The sequence below is a fragment of the Pseudomonas sp. genome, assembly GCF_048265905.1.
GTDB lineage: Bacteria > Pseudomonadota > Gammaproteobacteria > Pseudomonadales > Pseudomonadaceae > Aquipseudomonas.
In genome coordinates this window covers 65,836-84,463 of record NZ_JBLXAP010000013.1, presented here as the reverse complement: position 1 = coordinate 84,463, position 18,628 = coordinate 65,836, and the positions used below count along the sequence as shown (strand labels likewise).

General features: G+C 54.8%; 18 protein-coding genes and 1 tRNA gene. 10 read left to right on the top strand and 9 right to left on the bottom strand.

The window, feature by feature from the left end; all coding sequences use genetic code 11:
• Positions 1 to 83: 83 nt before the first annotated feature.
• Both ACN0UH_RS16390 and ACN0UH_RS16385 read right to left on the bottom strand, forming a co-directional pair.
• Positions 84 to 926 carry an AraC family transcriptional regulator gene (locus ACN0UH_RS16390; protein WP_417663056.1) on the bottom strand — a complete coding sequence of 281 codons (843 nt, stop codon included), beginning with the start codon at positions 924 to 926 and terminating at the stop codon, positions 84 to 86.
• 4 nt (positions 927 to 930) lie between these two features.
• Positions 931 to 1,503, bottom strand: a complete 573-nt coding sequence (locus ACN0UH_RS16385; protein ID WP_417663055.1) for a GNAT family N-acetyltransferase — start codon at positions 1,501 to 1,503, stop codon at positions 931 to 933.
• A gap of 282 nt (positions 1,504 to 1,785) precedes the next feature.
• Here ACN0UH_RS16385 and ACN0UH_RS16380 point away from each other — a divergent pair, with 282 nt between their 5' ends.
• Entirely contained in the window at positions 1,786 to 5,262 is a 3,477-nt protein-coding gene (locus ACN0UH_RS16380) for a NahK/ErcS family hybrid sensor histidine kinase/response regulator (RefSeq protein ID WP_417663054.1), read from the top strand.
• Positions 5,263 to 5,471: 209 nt separating this feature from the next.
• On the opposite strand, the gene rmuC is transcribed toward ACN0UH_RS16380, so the two are convergent.
• The 4 genes from rmuC to ACN0UH_RS16360 all read right to left on the bottom strand — a co-directional run bounded on the left by rmuC (position 5,472) and on the right by ACN0UH_RS16360 (position 9,223).
• The gene (gene rmuC / locus ACN0UH_RS16375; RefSeq protein WP_417663090.1) at positions 5,472 to 6,827 is read right to left on the bottom strand and encodes a DNA recombination protein RmuC; all 1,356 of its coding nucleotides are present in this window, start codon (positions 6,825 to 6,827) and stop codon (positions 5,472 to 5,474) included.
• A gap of 286 nt (positions 6,828 to 7,113) precedes the next feature.
• Positions 7,114 to 7,461 carry a tetratricopeptide repeat protein gene (locus tag ACN0UH_RS16370; RefSeq protein WP_417663089.1) on the bottom strand — a complete coding sequence of 116 codons (348 nt, stop codon included), beginning with the start codon at positions 7,459 to 7,461 and terminating at the stop codon, positions 7,114 to 7,116.
• Between the two features lie 604 nt (positions 7,462 to 8,065).
• The gene (locus ACN0UH_RS16365) at positions 8,066 to 8,818 is read right to left on the bottom strand and encodes an RES family NAD+ phosphorylase (protein ID WP_417663053.1); all 753 of its coding nucleotides are present in this window, start codon (positions 8,816 to 8,818) and stop codon (positions 8,066 to 8,068) included.
• 36 nt (positions 8,819 to 8,854) lie between these two features.
• A complete protein-coding gene (locus ACN0UH_RS16360; RefSeq protein WP_417663052.1) occupies positions 8,855 to 9,223 on the bottom strand; it encodes an antitoxin Xre/MbcA/ParS toxin-binding domain-containing protein in 369 nt (122 codons plus the stop codon).
• Between the two features lie 229 nt (positions 9,224 to 9,452).
• On the opposite strand from ACN0UH_RS16360, the gene ACN0UH_RS16355 reads away from it, so the two are divergent.
• The 3 genes from ACN0UH_RS16355 to ACN0UH_RS16345 are packed head-to-tail and all read left to right on the top strand — an operon-like array spanning position 9,453 to position 12,646.
• Entirely contained in the window at positions 9,453 to 12,083 is a 2,631-nt protein-coding gene (locus ACN0UH_RS16355; RefSeq protein ID WP_417663051.1) for an intermembrane phospholipid transport protein YdbH family protein, read from the top strand.
• A gap of 15 nt (positions 12,084 to 12,098) precedes the next feature.
• A complete protein-coding gene (locus ACN0UH_RS16350) occupies positions 12,099 to 12,290 on the top strand; it encodes a YnbE family lipoprotein (RefSeq protein ID WP_087516262.1) in 192 nt (63 codons plus the stop codon).
• A gap of 11 nt (positions 12,291 to 12,301) precedes the next feature.
• Entirely contained in the window at positions 12,302 to 12,646 is a 345-nt protein-coding gene (locus tag ACN0UH_RS16345; RefSeq protein WP_417663050.1) for a YdbL family protein, read from the top strand.
• Between the two features lie 71 nt (positions 12,647 to 12,717).
• Here the strand turns inward: ACN0UH_RS16345 and ACN0UH_RS16340 are convergent, their stop codons facing one another.
• A complete protein-coding gene (locus ACN0UH_RS16340; protein WP_417663049.1) occupies positions 12,718 to 13,143 on the bottom strand; it encodes an organic hydroperoxide resistance protein in 426 nt (141 codons plus the stop codon).
• 274 nt (positions 13,144 to 13,417) lie between these two features.
• On the opposite strand from ACN0UH_RS16340, the gene ACN0UH_RS16335 reads away from it, so the two are divergent.
• The 3 genes from ACN0UH_RS16335 to ada all read left to right on the top strand — a co-directional run bounded on the left by ACN0UH_RS16335 (position 13,418) and on the right by ada (position 15,410).
• Positions 13,418 to 13,879, top strand: a complete 462-nt coding sequence (locus ACN0UH_RS16335; RefSeq protein WP_417663048.1) for a MarR family winged helix-turn-helix transcriptional regulator — start codon at positions 13,418 to 13,420, stop codon at positions 13,877 to 13,879.
• A 9-nt stretch (positions 13,880 to 13,888) separates the two neighbouring features.
• Positions 13,889 to 14,230 carry an FKBP-type peptidyl-prolyl cis-trans isomerase gene (locus ACN0UH_RS16330; protein WP_417663047.1) on the top strand — a complete coding sequence of 114 codons (342 nt, stop codon included), beginning with the start codon at positions 13,889 to 13,891 and terminating at the stop codon, positions 14,228 to 14,230.
• Between the two features lie 100 nt (positions 14,231 to 14,330).
• Positions 14,331 to 15,410, top strand: a complete 1,080-nt coding sequence (gene ada, locus ACN0UH_RS16325) for a bifunctional DNA-binding transcriptional regulator/O6-methylguanine-DNA methyltransferase Ada (RefSeq protein ID WP_417663046.1) — start codon at positions 14,331 to 14,333, stop codon at positions 15,408 to 15,410.
• Between the two features lie 14 nt (positions 15,411 to 15,424).
• Here ada and ACN0UH_RS16320 read toward each other — a convergent pair whose 3' ends face one another.
• The gene (locus ACN0UH_RS16320) at positions 15,425 to 16,261 is read right to left on the bottom strand and encodes an alpha/beta fold hydrolase (protein ID WP_417663045.1); all 837 of its coding nucleotides are present in this window, start codon (positions 16,259 to 16,261) and stop codon (positions 15,425 to 15,427) included.
• Between the two features lie 79 nt (positions 16,262 to 16,340).
• On the opposite strand from ACN0UH_RS16320, the gene ACN0UH_RS16315 reads away from it, so the two are divergent.
• Positions 16,341 to 16,964 carry a CGNR zinc finger domain-containing protein gene (locus ACN0UH_RS16315; RefSeq protein WP_417663044.1) on the top strand — a complete coding sequence of 208 codons (624 nt, stop codon included), beginning with the start codon at positions 16,341 to 16,343 and terminating at the stop codon, positions 16,962 to 16,964.
• An 84-nt stretch (positions 16,965 to 17,048) separates the two neighbouring features.
• On the opposite strand, the gene ACN0UH_RS16310 is transcribed toward ACN0UH_RS16315, so the two are convergent.
• On the bottom strand, positions 17,049 to 17,486 hold the full coding sequence (locus ACN0UH_RS16310) for an HIT family protein (protein ID WP_417663043.1): 438 nt from the start codon (positions 17,484 to 17,486) through the stop codon (positions 17,049 to 17,051).
• A gap of 115 nt (positions 17,487 to 17,601) precedes the next feature.
• Between ACN0UH_RS16310 and ACN0UH_RS16305 the strand changes: the two genes are divergently transcribed.
• Both ACN0UH_RS16305 and ACN0UH_RS16300 read left to right on the top strand, forming a co-directional pair.
• Positions 17,602 to 18,306, top strand: a complete 705-nt coding sequence (locus ACN0UH_RS16305) for a glutathione binding-like protein (protein WP_417663042.1) — start codon at positions 17,602 to 17,604, stop codon at positions 18,304 to 18,306.
• Between the two features lie 120 nt (positions 18,307 to 18,426).
• Positions 18,427 to 18,516, top strand: a tRNA-Ser gene (locus tag ACN0UH_RS16300).
• The last annotated feature ends 112 nt before the right edge of the window (positions 18,517 to 18,628 follow it).

The window sequence follows — 18,628 nt, the reverse complement described above, 5'->3', positions numbered from 1 at the left end:
ATCTCCTTGACCCGCAAGCCTAACGCAATCATGTCCGAGCATCTTGAACGATATTGCTCACTTGAGATGTTTGCCCTGAAACATTATGAGCAGCTTGCCAGCCCCGAACTTGCAGTCCGATAAACACCGGGAGCGACGCCGAAAACCTGTTTGAACTGGCGACTCATATGGCTCTGATCAGCAAAGCCAAGCTGCATTGCTACTTGTAGCGGCATGCAACCTTGCTTGAGCATGGCGCGGGCCTGGCTTAAACGACGCTGTTTCAACCAGGCATGCGGTGGCAGACCCGTTGCGCGGCGAAATACCCGAGCGAAATGAAATGGCGAGAGGTTCACCGCAGCCGCTAAAGCTTCAAGTGACGGCGGCGCAGCCAGTTGGGTGCTGAGCAATTCTTTAGCCTGCTCAACCGCGCGTGTCTCACGACCGGGCGCGCGCGGTTCAGCAACCTTGGCGTAGCGTTGAAACAACAGCAAGACGGCTTCACGCCAGACGATTTGCTGGTGCAAGGCATCAGCGCCGCCTTCGAGCAAAAGATGTAAATGCGTGAATGCTGCGTGCAATTGTGGGTCATGAAGCACGCTAACGGCAAAGCTCGGCAACCCGCCACCCGCTAGATCAAGCTCTTGCAACACACCGAGCACTTGACGGTTATCCGGATAAAAAGCTCGGTAACGCCAGCCATCGTCATGCGCCTTGGAGCCGGTGTGAACCTCATCCGGGTTAATCAGCACCATGCTGCCTTGCGGCGCTAAATGATCACTGCCCCGATGCCTGAACTGCTGGGCACCGTTCTGGATGACGGTGAAGACAAATCCTTCATGCACATGCGGAACAAAGCGCTGCTGAACATAACGTGCATGCAGCAGTTCGACATCTGCGAGCCCCTTGGCCTGCCAAAAACGGGTTTGTTCACGCGCCTCACTCATGACGTCACAACGCGCCGAACCGCGCCTCCAACTGCTGCTTGATCGCAGGCCACTGTAAATCCGTGATGCTGTACAGCACCGTATCATCCAAACGACCGTCTGCGAGTCGCCGATGATTGCGCAGCAGGCCTTCACGCTCAGCACCGAGTTTTTCGATCGCAGCTTGTGAGCGCAGATTGCTCGCAGCGGTTTTTAGCTGCACGCGAACCATGCGCCAGTTTTCAAATGCATGGCGCAGCATCAGGTACTTGATCATGCTGTTTAGCCCAGTGCCATGCTGGGCTTTATCAAGCCAGGTCCAACCGATCTCAGTGGCGGGCAGCTTGGGCATAAAGTCAGCAAAGCGCGTGGTGCCAACCAGTTGATCACTCAGGCGAATGGCGAAGGGCAAGGCTTTGCCCTCGCGCTGCTCTGCCAACCCCTGACGATACCAATCAAGACGCTGCGCACCATCGACATACACCAGCTCACGGCGATTGGCATCAGCCAGAGTGACCAACTCTGGAATGTCCGCATCAACCATGGGTTCGATGCGCAGAGCGCCGCGCTGCAGGGTTATTAATTGCGGCTTGAACATAAAGCTCCTCTACATGCGTCTACGCCAACAGATCAAGTTAACAGGGTGATAACCACTTCACAATTAACAACCGCTGAATTTTCCTTGCCACAGCCCTGCGACCAAGGTCGCAACTGACGTTTGCTGACTTTGCTGCGACACTGTCGGTCGTAACGCTCAAGCACATGAAAGCAGCTGCAAAGGTGCAGCCTGTTACTGTTCACTAGCGCGCAAAATGTCATAACCATCGGTTGTTGAAGATAAGACCGAGTTAATTCTACTTAGTTTGCTGTTGGAGTCTGCATGTCGTTGTCTGGCGGGCTGATCGCTGCGGTTGCCCTGATTTATATGGCTGTTTTGTTCGTCATCGCATTTTACGGCGACAGGCGCAGTAAGCCTTTGCCGCCGAAAGTTCGCGCGTGGGTCTACAGCTTGTCGCTGACAGTTTACTGCACCAGCTGGACATTCTTTGGCGCTGTGGGCCAGTCGGCCGAACAGCTGTGGTCGTTCCTGCCAATTTATATTGGCCCCATTCTGCTGCTGCTGTTCGCACCTTGGGTGTTGCAGAAAATGGTGCTGATCAGCAAACAGGAAAACATCACCTCGATTGCTGACTTCATTGCCGCGCGCTACGGCAAATCGCAAGGCCTGGCCATAGCCGTTGCCCTGATCTGCCTGGTTGGTGTGCTGCCCTACATTGCGCTGCAGCTCAAAGGCATCGTGCTCGGGGTAAACCTGCTGGTTGGCTCCGTGCCAAACTCCACCGGCACCCGCGCACAAGACACGGCTCTGATTGTTTCACTGGTATTGGCGCTGTTTACCATTTTGTTCGGCACCCGCAACCTTGACGCCACCGAGCACCACCGCGGCATGGTATTGGCCATTGCCTTTGAATCGCTGGTAAAGCTGCTGGCATTTCTGGCGGTTGGTGCTTTCGTCACCTTTGGTCTGTTCGACGGTTTTGCTGATGTTTTCACTCAGGCCAAAAACGCCACTGAACTCAATGATTTCTGGCAAGAGGCAGTCAACTGGCCCGCAATGCTGGTCCAAACCGGCCTCGCGATGATTGCGATAGTCTGCCTGCCGCGACAATTCCACGTCACCGTTGTCGAGAACATCGAACCGCAAGACCTGCGTCTGGCGCGCTGGGTATTCCCTGTTTATCTGGTACTGGCTGCAATGTTTGTGGTGCCTATCGCCCTCGCCGGGCAGATGCTACTGAGCCCAGACGTGACCCCGGATTCGTTTGTGATCAGCCTGCCACTTGCAGAAGCGCATCCAGCGCTGGCAATGCTCGCATTCATTGGTGGCGCATCGGCGGCAACCGGCATGGTGATTGTTGCCTCTGTTGCGCTGTCGACGATGATTTCCAACGACATGCTCCTGCCTTGGCTTTTGCACCGCAACAGTACCGAGCGGCCTTACGAAGCATTCCGCCACTGGATGCTTACCGCGCGGCGCGTGAGTATTGTCCTGATTCTACTGCTCGCCTACGTCTGCTACCGCCTGCTCGGCTCCAACGCCAGTCTGGCAACCATCGGCCAGGTTTCATTTGCCGCGATTGGTCAGTTGGCGCCCGCCATGTTCGGCGCTTTGGTATGGAAGCAAGCCAATCGCCGGGGCGTGTTCGCCGGGCTTATTGTTGGCGCTCTGATCTGGTTCTACACTTTGGTAATACCCTTGATTACCGGCAGCATGGGCTGGTCGATTGAGCATGTGCCCGGCTTACACTCATTGCTTTACGCACCGATTGGCTTCGAGGTCGATGCACTCACCCGAGGCGTGGTGTTGTCACTGGCTGGCAATATGTTGTTATTTAGCTGGGTCTCATACTTCTCGCGCACGCGCGTATCGGAACATTGGCAAGCCGGGCGTTTTATCGGTCACGACCTGGGCAGCAAACTCGGTGCGCGCAACAGCCTCGCGGTACAAGTGAACGACTTGCTGCTACTTGCCAGTCGCTTTGTGGGCGAGGAACGCGCCAAACAAAGTTTTATGCGCTTTGCCGCGCGCCAGGAACTTGAGTTCAACCCCAACCATCAAGCCAACAGTGAATGGATCGCCCACACCGAGCGTTTGCTCGCCGGTGTGCTCGGCGCATCCTCAACACGCGCGGTGGTTAAAGCGGCCATTGAAGGCCGTGAGATGCAGGTTGAAGACGTCGTGCGCATCGTCGACGAAGCCTCTGAAGTGCTGCAGTTCAATCGTGCTCTATTGCAAGGCGCGATCGAAAACATCACCCAAGGCATCAGCGTGGTCGATCAATCGTTGCGGCTGGTGGCGTGGAATCATCGCTACATCGAGCTGTTCGAATACCCCGAGGACTTGATCTACGTTGGCCGCCCAATCGCCGACATCATCCGCTACAACGCTGAACGTGGATTGTTTAAAGAAGGTGGAGTCGAAACCAACGTCAGCAAGCGCTTGTACTGGATGCGCCAAGGCACACCGCACACCTCCGAGCGTATGTTTCCGAACGGCCGCGTGATCGAGTTGATCGGCAACCCCATGCCGGGTGGCGGTTTTGTCATGAGTTTCACTGACATTACTGAGTTCCGCCAAGCCGAGCAGGCCCTTAAAGAAGCCAACGAAGGCCTCGAACACCGGGTAAGCGAACGCACCCACGAACTGTCTCAACTCAATATTGCGCTGACCGATGCCAAGGGCAACGCCGAATCCGCCAATCAGTCAAAAACACGATTTCTCGCCGCAGTGAGTCATGACTTGATGCAGCCCTTGAATGCAGCCCGCTTGTTCTCGGCAGCACTGTCACTGCAGGACGATGCGCTACCGCGTGAAGCTCAGGATCTGGTACGCCACCTTGATACCTCGCTGCGCTCAGCTGAGGAATTGATCACCGACCTGCTGGATATTTCACGACTGGAAAGTGGTCGCATCACGCCCGACTGCAATCCCTTCCCGCTGAGCACCCTGTTCGATCCGCTTGGCGCTGAGTTCAAGGTGCTCGCTGCTGAGCAAGGTATCGATTTTCGACTGCGCGGCAGCCGTCAACGCATCGACAGTGACATCCGCTTATTGCGCCGCGTGCTGCAAAACTTCCTGACCAACGCCTTCCGCTACGCTCAAGGTCGCGTGATTCTCGGCGTGCGCCATATTCCGGGCCATTTGCGCCTTGAAGTATGGGACCGCGGCCCCGGCATTCCGGAGAACAAGCGCAAGGAGATCTTTGAAGAATTCAAGCGTCTGGACAGTCACCAAACCCGCGCCGAGAAAGGTTTGGGCTTGGGTTTAGCGATTGCCGATGGTTTGTGTCGCGTGCTTAACCATTCACTGGAAGTGCGCTCATGGCCGGGTAAAGGCAGTGTGTTCAGTGTCACTGTTCCACTGGCGCGCACACCGCAACGCAAGCCTGCCAACACCCGCATCGAACAGAACAATGCCCTGTTGCCGGGCTCCCACGTGCTGTGCATCGATAACGAAGACAGCATTCTGACCGGTATGCACAGCTTGTTGTCGCGCTGGGGCTGCCAGGTTTGGACAGCGCGTAACCGCCTGGAATGCGAACACCTGCTCAGCGAAGATGTGCGTCCGCAGCTTGCCTTGATCGATTTCCACTTGGATGAAGGTGACACCGGCACTGAACTGATGGCATGGCTGCGCACCCGTCTCGGCGAGCCCGTACCTGGCGTGGTGATTAGCGCGGACGGTCGCCCGGAACTTATAGCCGCCGTACACGCGGCCGGGCTTGATTACCTGTCCAAGCCGGTCAAGCCAGCCGCATTACGCGCCTTGCTCAGCCGCCATCTGACCTTGCGGTGAACGTGCTTGTGGTGGGTAAAAAAGCCTTACCCACCCTGCTTTAAGCTTGGAAACCGTCCGTGGGGTGTGACAACGCGAAGCTTGTCCACCAAGATCGCAGGCCATCAGCTAAATATTCGCACCCGCGGATGCTAGGCAAAAAAGCGTTACCCACTCTTGTGGTGCAACGCGAAGCTTGCCCACCAACGACACCCACTTACTGACGCGCCTCAGGCACCTTCATCAAAAGGTAATTGCGCGGCCTGCTCAAGTAAATCTACAGGCAAGCTCTTGCTTGCCCGTGCGCCCAGCAGCTTCAGGTTTTCAACACGGCTAATAATATTGCCTCGCCCGTCACAGAGCTTGTTACGCGCCGAGGCATAGGCTTTATCCAGTTGTTGCAGGCGCGCGCCAATCTCATCAAGGTCCTGAACAAAGGCATAGAACTTGTCATACAGCGCCCCGGCACGCTCGGCAATTTCACGTGCATTCTGACCTTGGCGCTCCTGTCGCCAGAGACTGTCGGTCACGCGTAAAGTCGCCAACAAGGTGGTTGGACTGACGATCACGATATTCTGCTCAAACGCTTCCTGAAACAGCCCCGGCTCAGCCTGAAGCGCGGCGGCAAATGCGGCTTCAATCGGCACGAACAGCAATACAAAATCAAGACTGTGCAGGCCTTCAAGGCGCTGATAATCCTTCAGCGACAAACCTTTAAGATGGCTGCGTAGCGATTGCACATGCTGCTTAAGCGCCTGTTGGCGCGCGCCCTCATCTTCGGCCGCAACGTACTGTTGATAGGCCGTCAGGCTGACTTTTGCATCCACCACAACTTGCTTGTCACCGGGCAGTTGAATCAATACATCGGGTTGAAAACGCTCGCCTTCCGCGCTTTTGAGGCTGACCTGAGTTTGATACTCACGGCCCTTCTCCAAACCGGCATGCTCAAGCACCCGCTCAAGTATCAACTCCCCCCAGTTGCCTTGCGTCTTCTGCCCTTTCAACGCGCGGGTCAGGTTGGTCGCCTCATCCCCCAGACGCTGATTAAGCTGCTGCAAACGCTCAAGCTCTTTGCCCAGGGAAAACCGCTCACGCGCCTCTTGTTGATAGCTTTCCTCAACGCGTTTTTCGAACGATTGAATCCGCTCCTTCAATGGATCAAGTAACTGGCCGAGGCGCTGCTGACTGGTTTCAGCAAAGCGTTGCTCGCGCTCATCAAAAATTTTCCCGGCCAGCTCAGCAAATTGCGCACGCAACTCATCCCGCGAGCCTTGCAGGTCGGTGAGGCGTTGCTGGTGGTGTTCTTGTTGATCGCGTAGCTCCGCAGCAAGCCCTGCCCGTTCGGAACCCAAGCGACGCAGCTCAGCTTCTTGCTGCTCACGCTGTTGCTGCCACTCTCGCGCAGCTTCGCGGGATATCTGCTGCTCATGCTGCAACAGTTCGGCTTCACGGCGCATTGCTGCAAGCTCGGCTTGTTGATCGGCTTTGATCTCGGCGATCTCGGCAACTTCTTCGCGGCAGGCATCGAGCTGCGCACTCAGGCCAGTTTGTGCCAATTGCGCGCTGCTCAGGCGCTCCTGCAACAAACTGCATTCAAAGCCCAAGGCCGAAGCACGGCGCTGTAACACCAGAACCAGCACCAACAAAGGTATTCCCGCCCCGGCAAGGCCGACAAACAAGCTCGGTAAATCGATTGGCATACGCAACTCCGCATCAGCATTACTGGAAGTATACCCAGTAGTTTGCCAATACGTCAGGCACCTGTTGCGCGACTTGAATCATTCGACAGACAACAGCTCAGCGCAGGCATGCATAGCTGCATGCCTGAATATTCTGGCTGAATTGGCTTTTGCCTGATTCGGCTTCGCCGCTTTAGAGCGACTTGAGCAGGGCTTTGGCTTCTTGCGAGCCATGTGCAGCAGCTTGTTCCAGCCACTGATGCGCCTGACGTGGCTCGTTAACCCGCGGCTTCAGGTAGTGACGTCCAAGCTCTAGCTGGGCGCAGCTGTCTCCGGCCCGTGCGGCCAGACGCAACATTTCAAGGCCCATGCGGCGATCACGGGTATTGCCGCAATCACGGCACAACATTTGCCCCAAACGGCTCTGCGCAACGACGACGCCTTCAAGCGCTGGCTGCTTTAACAGTTGGCCTGCGAAACGCTTGACCGAAGGCGCCTGACCCAGGCGTGGGCTGTCCAGCAACCACAGCGCGACGCGCATGGGTAATTTGGTGCTGATGGAGACGGGTGCAGAATGAGTACGGGGTAATACGCGAGGCATAAATAACGGCGATAGGGTGGAAAGGCGCGCCACTCTACTCTCTTTTTTTCAGAGGTAAACCCCCAAACAGATCAATGTGACAAACGTATGTAGCTTCACCGCAGACAATCCACAGAACCTGTGGATAACTCGGTGGACAAGATGGGAGCAAGCGCCGTAAACGCCTGTATTTTGGGGGCTGAGCTTAAACTGACGATTTTTTCACCAGCAAAAAAAATTGATATTTTTCATTGACTTAAAAAATCTCTATGAATAATCAATGATTTACAGCGCTCTTTGAATCAAGCTTGCTAAGGCGCGTTGAAATTGTGCACAAGTCAATTTACCACAGGTCAGAAATGCCCTATTTGGGCGCATATTTGCCATTTCCAGAAGCTTGCCTATAACTGTCAAAGTCTTGACCCTGACACGCAAGCCCAGTAGCCAAGCCATCTCCAGCAACTATGCCAATTAACCGCCAAAAAAACTGCGACAAATGCGCGCGCACCCATTTATGAGTCTTCAGTGCAATTGATTAACCCTTGATCCAGCATTCAACTCATTGCTAAGCGGGCAAGGGTAAGTATCCGTCTGGTTGAAAGTCGCTCAATCTGAACACCTTCAGCGCAGCCGCCGAATGCGGATTTTTGAAAGCCACGTACTCTGCGGTGGTCTCACAAAACCATGGCATCAGATTACTTGGGCGTTTCTCCGCCAGCGCTCGCGGAGTGTAGAGCGCAACATTGATTCCACCTTGAACACAGCGCGCTGAGCGATATTCAAATGCCTCAACCTCAGCCTCGCGCATCTGCGCACCTAAGGCCTGGGTTTGCTGGTATTGACTGGGGTGCATCAACTGCGCGCGATACTGATCAAAGGGTGATTTATGCAGCGCAACGCCACGCGTCACCTTATAACGCGCCTCAAACGAGCAATGCTCAGACAGAATTCGTGCGCTGGGCGGCGCCACGGACATGCCATCCCAGAGCACAAATCGATAATAAGCCGCCTCAGCCATCGCCGTTTCCAGACGTTGAGCCGCATAAAACAAACTCGGCTCAAAGCGCGAGCCAAAGCGTGAACCCCAGCGCAGCGGTGGATAGCGAAACGGCGTCTTTAATAAATAGTGCAAACCCTGCGCGGACTCAGGCAGCGGCGGTTTACTGGTTTCGAGCATTTCTTCGAGCAATGCCTGCTCGGCCAAAGTATCAACCAACTGCAGGGTGGCCACCTGCTCCTGACTCTCAACCAAGCGTACCAAACGGCCACGTAACGCTGTGATGTGTTCTGGGCCATGACAGGCCTGCCAAATTTGCATATCAGCGCAGCCTTATAGAAGCACGGTAGTTTGCGATCAAACCTTGCCGCGAATCGCATCAAGGTACTCAACCACCCGCACCAAACCTTGCACTTGCCCCATCATGTGCAAAGGCACACCGGCCAGATGACGGTTCTCAGTGCGCAAAAAGTGGCGCATATCAGCCAAGTCACCACCAAATAGGGCGAACAATGCGCGATAGCCACGAATAAACAACAGCGCTAACTCGCCCGTTTTACTGTGCGGGTTTAACCCTGCATCCACCCAACGACTGATCGCACTACGATGGACGCCGACAATATCAGCAAGCTCTTGCTGGGTAAGGCCGAGTTGCTCGCGCGTATTGAGCAACGCTTTCGCCAATACGCTGTCAACATCGCTAACAGGCTGGACTTTTGCGCTCATGCGTAGCATCTCCTAATGTCTATTTACATCAATAATAGACCTTAATGTCGTAAATGCACAGAACCTGTAACATCCTCATTGGCAGCCCAAGCTGCATGCGCTAACGTCAGCCCATGCTTTGGCCATCATCGACGATCGCTATAATTGTCGACGCACACTTACCCAGCACTAAAGTTTCAGAGGTTGCACAGCAATTGATTGCACCAACTCATCCAATGGATCGTTACCGATGATTAGCCGCAGAGCCTGGCTGCGGCTGGCCGGATTGGTTGTGCTTCTGAGCGTGCTTGCCTGGGTTGCTGCAATCAGTTGGCAGCATTTTTTACAGCGCCAGCAGATCAGTCGTTTCGACTGGCAAGGCCTGCGCATCTCCCTCGATGGCATTCATCTGCGCGCCCTATTGATACAACAACAGAGTGACAGCGCAGTTCTGAATGTCGACGCCCAACGGTTGACCCTTAAATGGCAAGACTTCAGCACCGCTGCACCGTTCTGGCAGCACATCGAACTTGGCACACTCAACCTCGGCTGGAAACCAAACGTCAGCGATGACCCGGTACCCTCACCCGCAATTGATTTCCTGGAGATGGTTGGTCCGCTGGCGCTGGCGCCGCTATCGCTGAAGATTGAACAATTCACCGCGCAACTGCCTTGCGCCCAAGGGCACTGCACGCTGCAAGGTGACCTGCAACTGAATAAAACCTCGCACCAGCCATTAGCCATGACCCTGCTGAGCAATCTGCAAAGTCAGGATCAAGTGCTGACCATTGACGGTCAATTGCAGCATGCCGATGACGCTATCGACCTCCAGCTTGCTTTGCAGGTCGATGGGCAACCGCAGCTCGGCGCGAATCTTGGCTTGCGCAAGCTTATCGATAACTCAGGGCAATCAACCCATCAACTGATCGGTGCGATAGCTGCGCCCAATTTGAGCCAGGCCAGCGCCCTACAACATTGGCTCAGTCAGTGGGCGTTACCCGCAGGTGTTGAATTACCCAAAGCGCCGAGCGCCGCAGCGTTATCAGCTAATTGGGAGTTAGTGCTGCCTGCCGGTCCTATCAATTTTGAACAGTTACAACAGGCCAGCGGCAGCATTGCCGCAACGGCCAACTTGCCCGAACCGTGGCCGGTACCGGGAGTGGGTCAAGTTCAAGGCGAGCTCAGCTTGGCGCTGAATGCACAGGACGGGCAGTGGTTCGCCAAACACATACAGGCTGATCTAAGGCTGCAACACCTCGCCGAATCGCTGCGCAGCCAACTGCCTGCAGCTCTGCAAAACGATGAATTTCACCTCAGCGTGCAGCCTGCCGAAGCAGCAGGCGACTCATCCAGCCCCGTAAAAGAGCAACTGCGCGGGCGTAATCTCCCGCTACAACTCAGCTTCAACAGCAGCGGCGCCAGCACCTTGCAATTGCAAGCCCGTCTGGACCTCGCCAACACCCTGCCTTGGGCCGTGCAACTGCACGACGCAACGCTTAAAACCAGCAGCAAAGCCCTGCAATTAACTGACTGGAAAGCCCAAGACATAGATGCGCAGCTGGCTTTTAATGGCTATGCCGACGCGCAGCAACTCAAGCTCAACCTGGACAAAGACTCGCGACTGCAACTGGCGCAACTGAGCCACCCGGAATTTAGCGCCACTGGCCTCAGCGCTGTTCTCGCCGGGTTAAGTTTGAATGCGACGCTCAATAACTCAGCGCTGCGCGATTGGCAAGTCAGTGGCCCCCTTGCCCTGAGCACCAAGTCATTGCAGCAATCTGCATTAAAACCACAACGCTGGGATTTCAAAGGCAAGCTACAGGCTGACGCTCAGCAGCAAACTCTCAATGGCTCGCTAAATAATGGCGCGGGTCTGCAGGCGCAGCTAGATGCACAAAACACCGTGCAAAAGGGTATTCAGTTAAAGGCTAAGTTCGCTGAAATATTTTTCCGTGCAGGTAACCCGCTGAAAAGCACTCTAAATGACTGGCCAGCTCTGCTTGACCTCAATAATGGTCGGCTCAACGCCAGCGCTGATCTTCATCTGGCACCCGGCAACAGCACAGCACTTAGCCTCGACTTGGCCAGCCAAGGGCTTTCAGGCATTTATAACCGCACTGAACTCAGCGGTTTAAGCGCTGATGTGCAGCTGCGCCTGGCGAACCAACGGCTCGAAGCTGAGGTCAAACGATTGCGTTTAACGGAGGCAAACCCGGGCGTTACACTGGGGCCAATCGACCTGCGTGGCCGTTACAGCGCCACACTCAACGCACTTGATAAAGGCCAGTTAAGCTTGCAGCAAGCCACGGCTCAGGTCCTTGGAGGGCAAGTCACTTTGCCTACCAAACAATGGGACTTAAAGCAGCCCGACTTACTATTTGCCCTGACGATAAACGGCTTGAAACTGGAAAACCTGTTTGCCGCATATCCCGCCGAAGGCTTGTCTGGTAGCGGCTTGATTGATGGCTCAATTCCTTTGCGTGTGAATGCTGCAGGTTTCAGCGTTGAGCAAGGCCAGATCAGTGCGCGCCAACCCGGTGGGCGCTTGCAGTTCAACAACGACAAAATCAAAGCGATGGGCCGAAGCAACCCGGCAATGCAATTAGTGGCGCAGTCATTAGAGGATTTCCACTACACCACCCTCTCCAGCGGCGTCAGTTATGCCCCCGACGGCCAGCTCTTGCTGGCATTACGTTTGGAGGGCAGAAACCCTGCAATCGAGAACGGACGGCCGATCAACTTCAACATCAACCTAGAAGAAAACATTCCGACATTGTTGGCCAGTATCCAGCTCAGCGATAAAGTCAGTGATATCGTTCAGCAACGGGTTCAACAATTCATCCTCAATCGAAATAAAAATACCGCGCCCAAGGACAACTAAAAAGGAGCACGCAACATGCGTTTACGCAACGGTTTAGCCGCTCTGGCATTCGGCCTGATAAGCGTGGCCTGTACCCCAACGGTCCAGCTTGCGGTGCCTAACGAGCCCATCAACATCAATCTCAACGTCAAAATCGAGCACGAGATTTACATCAAGGTCGACAAAGAGCTCGACAGCATGTTCAACGAATCCAGCGGATTGTTTTAAGGAGCGACGTGATGACCCTGTATAAACGTATTGCCAGCCTGGTACTGCTGCTCAGCCTGAGCGCTCCAGCCTTTGCCATAAACCTTAATGACGCCATGAGCGCACTCGGCGGCGCTAAAGCCTCTGGCCAGTTGGGCGAAATGCAAACCGGTTATCTGGGCGTGGTTAAGCCCGGCGGCAACGCCGATGAGATAGCCAAGCTGATCAATGATGCGCGTCGTAATGAATACAAGAAACTGGCTGAGAAGAACGGCATCGAAGTCAGCGCCGTAGAGGCGATAGCCGGTAAAAAAGCCATCGAAAAAACCCCGGCCGGCCAGTACATCCAACAAGGCGGCGAGTGGGTTAAAAAGTAAGTAGCTGTAGATACAAAACGCGCCTGCATTCAGGCGCGTTTTTTGTTGCAGATCTAATTGCAGTCAGGCGATTAAACCAAGGTCAGCGTGACATCAATATTGCCGCGAGTTGCGTTCGAATATGGGCAAACGATGTGCGCGCGATCAACCAGCGTTTGCGCGATATCTTTTTCCAGGCCCGGCAAACTGATACGCAATTCAACTTCAATACCGAAACCATTCGGGATCGCGCCGATACCGACAACGCCTTCGATCGATGTATCCGCCGGAACCTGCAATTTGTCGCGAGCGGCCACAAACTTCATCGCGCCGAGGAAGCAAGCCGAGTAACCCGCGGCGAACAATTGTTCAGGGTTAGTGCCCTCGCCGCCTGCACCGCCCAATTCTTTTGGCGTGGTCAGAGCAACATCAAGTACGCCGTCAGATGAGATGGCCCGGCCATCACGGCCGCCGGTGGCTTCTGCGTATGCACGGTATGCAACAGTTTCGATCGACATAATGATTTCCTCTTAATGCTTGAATGAATTGAGTGCTGCTACAACGATAGCGGGTCGTGTTGACCGGCGCGTTACCGTTGACTTGAAATAATATTAGTGCGCATTTATTTAGCGCGCAAGTTAAATAAATACGGATTTATCTATCGCGACAATTAAGCCTCTCAATGACCCAGTTTCGTAACGTTCATATAACGCCAGCGAAACCGATCTGTTGGCGCGAAGGCTGTTAGTGCGTTAACTTATTTGCCATATTTACTGCGCACAGGTCACCTCAATGAATGCCCCGCTCGAACCCTGCAACGCCCTGCTGCTGGACAATCAGCTGTGCTTTGCCTTGCACTCGACCTCGTTGCTGATGACCAAGACCTACAAACCCTTGCTGCAAAAGCTCGGGCTCACCTATCCGCAATACCTGGCGATGCTGGTGTTGTGGGAGACTGACGGTCTTACCGTGAGCGAAATCAGTGCGCGACTGCTTACCGACCCGGGCTCAGTCACACCATTGCTCAAACGTCTTGAAGCCGAAGGCTTGCTAAAACGCATCCGAACAAAGGCTGATGAGCGCGTGGTCGAACTGCACCTGAGTGACAAAGGTCGAGCCTTGCATGAGCAGGCCAAAGCACTTCCAGGCTGCATCCTCAAGTCCGCAGGGCTTCCCCTTGAGCAGCTTGATGAAATCAAGCAAGCATTGGTCACGCTGCGTAAGCACCTGCGCCAATCCTTGGATACCGATTGAGAACCGACCATGAGCAATGAATTAATCATCGAAGATATCCGTCTTGGCGACGGCAAGGCAGCAGTCAAAGGCGCGCTGATCACCACTCAATATCACGGCACCCTCGAAGACGGAACGACATTCGACTCGTCTTATGATCGCGGCAAGCCGTTTCAGTGCGTGATCGGCACGGGACGCGTGATCAAAGGCTGGGATCAAGGCCTGCTCGGTATGAAAGTCGGTGGCAAGCGCAAACTCTTCGTTCCCGCCGAACTGGCCTACGGCGAGCGGCAGATGGGCCAACATATCAAGCCTCACTCGAACCTGATTTTCGAGATAGAACTACTTGAAGTGCTGACCCGCGACGAATAAACCTCTCGAATTGGCTGCGAATTGCAAAGCAAGACTCGGAGTTTTGGTAACTGCCTGATCGCTTAAGCTTGAGTCACTTTCACTGCTTGTGAGCACCGCGATGAAACCGACCAAATCTGTAGCAGCCAAAGTAACTACCAGCGAGCATGACTGGCGCTGGCAACGTGTGCTCGCTCGCGATCCGTCACTGGACAAACCCTTTGTCTACGCGGTCAAGACCACGGGAATCTACTGCCGCCCCAATTGTCCGTCACGGCGTCCGAAGTTAGACAATGTTGAGTTTTTCGACACGCCGCAGCAAGCAGCTGCTGCCGGTTACCGTCCTTGCAAGCGGGCGAACTGCGGCGACACCTCGCTTAGCCAGCAACACGCCGCGATAGTCAGCAAGGCCTGCCAGATTATCGATCACGCCGAACAGCTGCCCAGCCTCGACCAGCTTGCTCAACAAGTCGGCGTCAGCCCGTATCACTTTCACCGTTTATTTAAAGCCGCAACCGGCTTGACGCCAAAGACCTACGCAGCAGCAAATCGTGCGCACAAGCTACGCACGCAATTGCAACAAGGCAGTTCAGTCACCGACGCTTTTTATCATGCCGGCTTCAACGCCAGCAGCCGCTTTTATGAAAGCAGCGCAGCTGTATTAGGCATGAAGCCCAGCGACTACCGCGCCGGGGGCGCCAAGACTGATATTCGCTTTGCCGTGGCGCAATGCTCGCTCGGGGCAATTCTGGTCGCACAAAGTAGCCGTGGCGTGTGCGCAATCTTACTCGGCGATGATCCCGAAGCCTTGGTCCATGAGCTGCAAGACACCTTTGCTCACGCCAACCTGATTGGCGCTGACGATGACTTCGAGCAGCTAATCGCCAAAGTCATTGGTTTTATCGAGGCGCCGGCAATCGGCCTGGATTTACCGCTGGATCTGCGCGGCACCGCGTTCCAAGAGCGGGTCTGGCAAGCGCTGCGCAATATTCCGGTTGGCAGCACCGCCAGCTATGCAGAAATCGCCAAACTAATCGGCGCACCAAAATCATTCCGCGCCGTCGCCCAAGCCTGCGGCGCCAACAAACTCGCAGTGGCCATCCCTTGCCACCGCGTGGTCAGAAGTGACGGCAACCTGTCTGGTTATCGCTGGGGCATTGAACGTAAACGTCAATTGCTTGAGCGTGAAGCCCAAAGCTGATCAATGGCGACGCACTATTGAGCAGGCAAGAACTTCAGTAGCTCAGCGATGATGGCTTCGGGAGCATCTTGCTGGACCAGATGCCCGGCGCCGGGCACGCGCACCATCTGGCAATTACCAATCTGCCGTGCCAGCGCCTCGCCCCGCTCAATGGGTATCCACTCATCCTGCTCACCCCAGAGCAACAGAACCGGGCATTCTATCGACGCATATGCGCCTTGCACTTCATCGGTATAACGCTGATCCATCTGCGCAATCTGCCGGTAGAACGCGCCTTGCCCGCCCTCTCCCAGCCAAGGTTTGGTGTAGTGCTGCAAATCGCGCTCAGGCATGGCGTGACACACCGCGCCCTGTATATAGGCGGCCAATATCGCTTCGTGTATGTAACTGGGCAAGCCGCTGAATGCCTGCTGATGCTGACGCACATGCTGCACAAAAGGCGAGCCCCAGGGCGCGATTGCAACCGGGTCGATCAAGGTCAGCGTTGCGTAGGCCGCCTGATTGAGAATCAGACAACGCAAAGCCGTAGCGCCGCCAAAGTCATGGGCAACAACATGGGGTTTATCCAAGCCCCAATGTTCAATCAAGGCAGCGAGCACATGATTCTGCACACCAAGCGAAACATCCGCGCCCTCAGCCATTTCAGACTGACCGTAGCCGAGCAAATCAAAGTAATACAGACGGTAATGACTGGCCAAATGCGGCGCAATGCGCCGCCAAACCTGGGATGAAAATGGCGTGCCGTGCACCAATACCAATGCAGGGCCTTGACCCATGACACCGTAGCGGACCTCTCGACCTGCAAACTCAAAGCAGTGCGGCAAGGATAGTGATTGATCAGCAGCGTTCATATTTAACCCCTTTTAGTATCTATAAAGGTTAGAATTGAAATCACCATACCTAACCTTTATCAACTAATAAAGAGGTTATATGAATACAACTGAGAACCCTCAGTGGAGCAGCAGCGACTTTATCGCCGACGATCTTGTGCTCGACTTCCTCAACACCACAGGCAGTAAAAGCAAGCAGCGCACAAATGAAAGACTGCGCTCAAGCCGCGCACTGCTTGACTGGGGTTTGGCCGCCCAACTAATTGATGCTGACGAACAGCAACTGCTGGCACAGCTAGGTCAGGCCACCCCTGTTGCAGCCGATAGCGAGCTGAACCTGATAATCCAGTGGCGCGAAGCAGTGCATGCGCTTATGCATGCGTTTGCCCACAGCCAAGAACCTGAAGCAGGCGTTGTAAAAGGTGTGGAAACAGTTATCCAGCAAGCACTGGCCAGCGCTCAATTGCGCTACGCAGCTGGAAAACCCGCCTTTTGGTATGTCGACCCGGACAAAACAGGGTTGTCGACCATCAGGCATCGATTAGCCCTGCACCTGAATAAGAGCATCACTGGCGGTAAATACCAGCAGATCAAGGAATGCGAGGCGTGCACCTGGATGTTTATCGATACATCGCGCAGCCGCAGGCGCCGCTGGTGTTCGATGAGCACCTGCGGCAACCGGGCCAAGGCCCGGCGCTTCTATCAGAACGAAAACAAAACGTGACGCAGAACTGGCTCAGCTAGTTCGCCAGCCTATTTAGCCGCACCCAGTCAGAACTGCATACACCGGAGCAACCAAACAAAGGCTTTACGCCTTAAGACGCGTAACCAAACGCGCCTGCAGGGTTTCAAGCTCACTGGCATCCGCTTTGGCGCTGGCATGGATACCGAGGTCTTCACCGGCAAAGCGCGGAATCACATGCATATGAATATGAAAAACCGTTTGCCCAGCAGGCGCACCGTTAAATTGCGCAACCTGAACGCCAGCGGGCTGCAACTCATCGACCAGCGCGCGGGTGATTTTCTGCACCACCTGCATAACCTTACACAGGCTCTCGGCGTCAATATCAAGCATATTGCGCGCAGCGCAGCGTTTGGGAATCACTAGGCTGTGGCCGAACGACTGCGGAAATACGTCGAGAAAAGCCAACACATCATCGTCTTCATACAGCTTGTAGCACGGCGCATCGCCACGAATGATCTGGGCAAAAATATTCTGGGAGTCGTAATCGCCATGCAAGCTCATGAGAGTGTCCATAATCCGTGGATGAAAGTGTAACCATACCGGTTTTACCTAGTCAGATAAAACTCGGTAGGCTTAGCTGAACCCTACCCGCCAGAACTTTTGATGTGGAGCCCCTATGCCTGATCTATCTGCTTTCAAGATTACCCAGAAGTGGCCCGCCAGCCACCCCGAGCGCCTGCAGCTGTATTCCCTGCCCACGCCAAACGGGGTCAAGGTGTCGATCATGCTGGAAGAGATCGGTTTGGCATATGAGCCACATCTGGTCAGTTTCGAAACCCGCGATCAGTTTTCGCCGGAATATCTATCGCTCAACCCGAACAACAAAATCCCTGCAATGATCGACCCCAATGGGCCAAACGGCCAGCCACTGGCGCTGGTTGAATCAGGCGCCATGCTTGTCTATCTCGCCGAGAAAACCGGTCAGCTACTCGCCAGCGACCCCGCCCAGCGTTATGAAACCCTGCAATGGCTGATGTTCCAAATGGGCGGTATCGGCCCAATGGTCGGCCAACTGGGCTTCTTCCATAAATTCGCAGGCAAAGACATCGAAGACAAGCGCCCACGCGACCGCTATGTAGATGAAGTCAAACGCCTGCTCAACGTACTGGAGCACCGCCTGCAAGGCCGTGAATGGATCATGGGCGACGACTACAGCATCGCTGATATCGCCATCTTCCCGTGGATGCGTAACCTGGTTGGCTTTTATGACGCAGGCGACTTGGTCGAATTCAACAAGTGTCCGAACATCAAGCGCGTGCTGGACAAGTTCCTGGCCCGCCCTGCTGTCCAGCGCGGCCTGAATATCCCGAGCCGCGACTAAACCGATCTGCACGAGCCCGGACTGAAGCCTAAAAGCTATCGCAAGCACATGAAAAGATGCGAAAAAATGCACTTTAGGCTTCGCCAAATGCGAATCAGCTGATATCATGCGCGCCGCTGTGGGAAGATGCCGGAGTGGCCGAACGGGACGGATTCGAAATCCGTTGAACTGGCAACAGTTCCTAGGGTTCAAATCCCTATCTTCCCGCCACTATTCAATACTTAAGCCCCTGAAATTCCTAGAGTTTCGGGGGCTTTTGTTTTTCTGGACACGCAATGTGTCGAAAAAGTGTCGAAAATCCCGTAACAGCGAATGCTTGATT

Bases quoted from the DNA above. Each gene is read 5' to 3' on its own strand.
- ACN0UH_RS16390 (WP_417663056.1), bottom strand. From the start codon at position 926: ATGAGTGAGGCGCGTGAACAAACCCGTTTTTGGCAGGCCAAGGGGCTC.
- ACN0UH_RS16385 (WP_417663055.1), bottom strand. From the start codon at position 1,503: ATGTTCAAGCCGCAATTAATAACCCTGCAGCGCGGCGCTCTGCGCATC.
- ACN0UH_RS16380 (WP_417663054.1), top strand. From the start codon at position 1,786: ATGTCGTTGTCTGGCGGGCTGATCGCTGCGGTTGCCCTGATTTATATG.
- ACN0UH_RS16370 (WP_417663089.1), bottom strand. From the start codon at position 7,461: ATGCGCGTCGCGCTGTGGTTGCTGGACAGCCCACGCCTGGGTCAGGCG.
- ACN0UH_RS16365 (WP_417663053.1), bottom strand. From the start codon at position 8,818: ATGCAAATTTGGCAGGCCTGTCATGGCCCAGAACACATCACAGCGTTA.
- ACN0UH_RS16360 (WP_417663052.1), bottom strand. From the start codon at position 9,223: ATGAGCGCAAAAGTCCAGCCTGTTAGCGATGTTGACAGCGTATTGGCG.
- ACN0UH_RS16355 (WP_417663051.1), top strand. From the start codon at position 9,453: ATGATTAGCCGCAGAGCCTGGCTGCGGCTGGCCGGATTGGTTGTGCTT.
- ACN0UH_RS16350 (WP_087516262.1), top strand. From the start codon at position 12,099: ATGCGTTTACGCAACGGTTTAGCCGCTCTGGCATTCGGCCTGATAAGC.
- ACN0UH_RS16345 (WP_417663050.1), top strand. From the start codon at position 12,302: ATGACCCTGTATAAACGTATTGCCAGCCTGGTACTGCTGCTCAGCCTG.
- ACN0UH_RS16340 (WP_417663049.1), bottom strand. From the start codon at position 13,143: ATGTCGATCGAAACTGTTGCATACCGTGCATACGCAGAAGCCACCGGC.
- ACN0UH_RS16335 (WP_417663048.1), top strand. From the start codon at position 13,418: ATGAATGCCCCGCTCGAACCCTGCAACGCCCTGCTGCTGGACAATCAG.
- ACN0UH_RS16330 (WP_417663047.1), top strand. From the start codon at position 13,889: ATGAGCAATGAATTAATCATCGAAGATATCCGTCTTGGCGACGGCAAG.
- ada (WP_417663046.1), top strand. From the start codon at position 14,331: ATGAAACCGACCAAATCTGTAGCAGCCAAAGTAACTACCAGCGAGCAT.
- ACN0UH_RS16320 (WP_417663045.1), bottom strand. From the start codon at position 16,261: ATGAACGCTGCTGATCAATCACTATCCTTGCCGCACTGCTTTGAGTTT.
- ACN0UH_RS16315 (WP_417663044.1), top strand. From the start codon at position 16,341: ATGAATACAACTGAGAACCCTCAGTGGAGCAGCAGCGACTTTATCGCC.
- ACN0UH_RS16310 (WP_417663043.1), bottom strand. From the start codon at position 17,486: ATGAGCTTGCATGGCGATTACGACTCCCAGAATATTTTTGCCCAGATC.
- ACN0UH_RS16305 (WP_417663042.1), top strand. From the start codon at position 17,602: ATGCCTGATCTATCTGCTTTCAAGATTACCCAGAAGTGGCCCGCCAGC.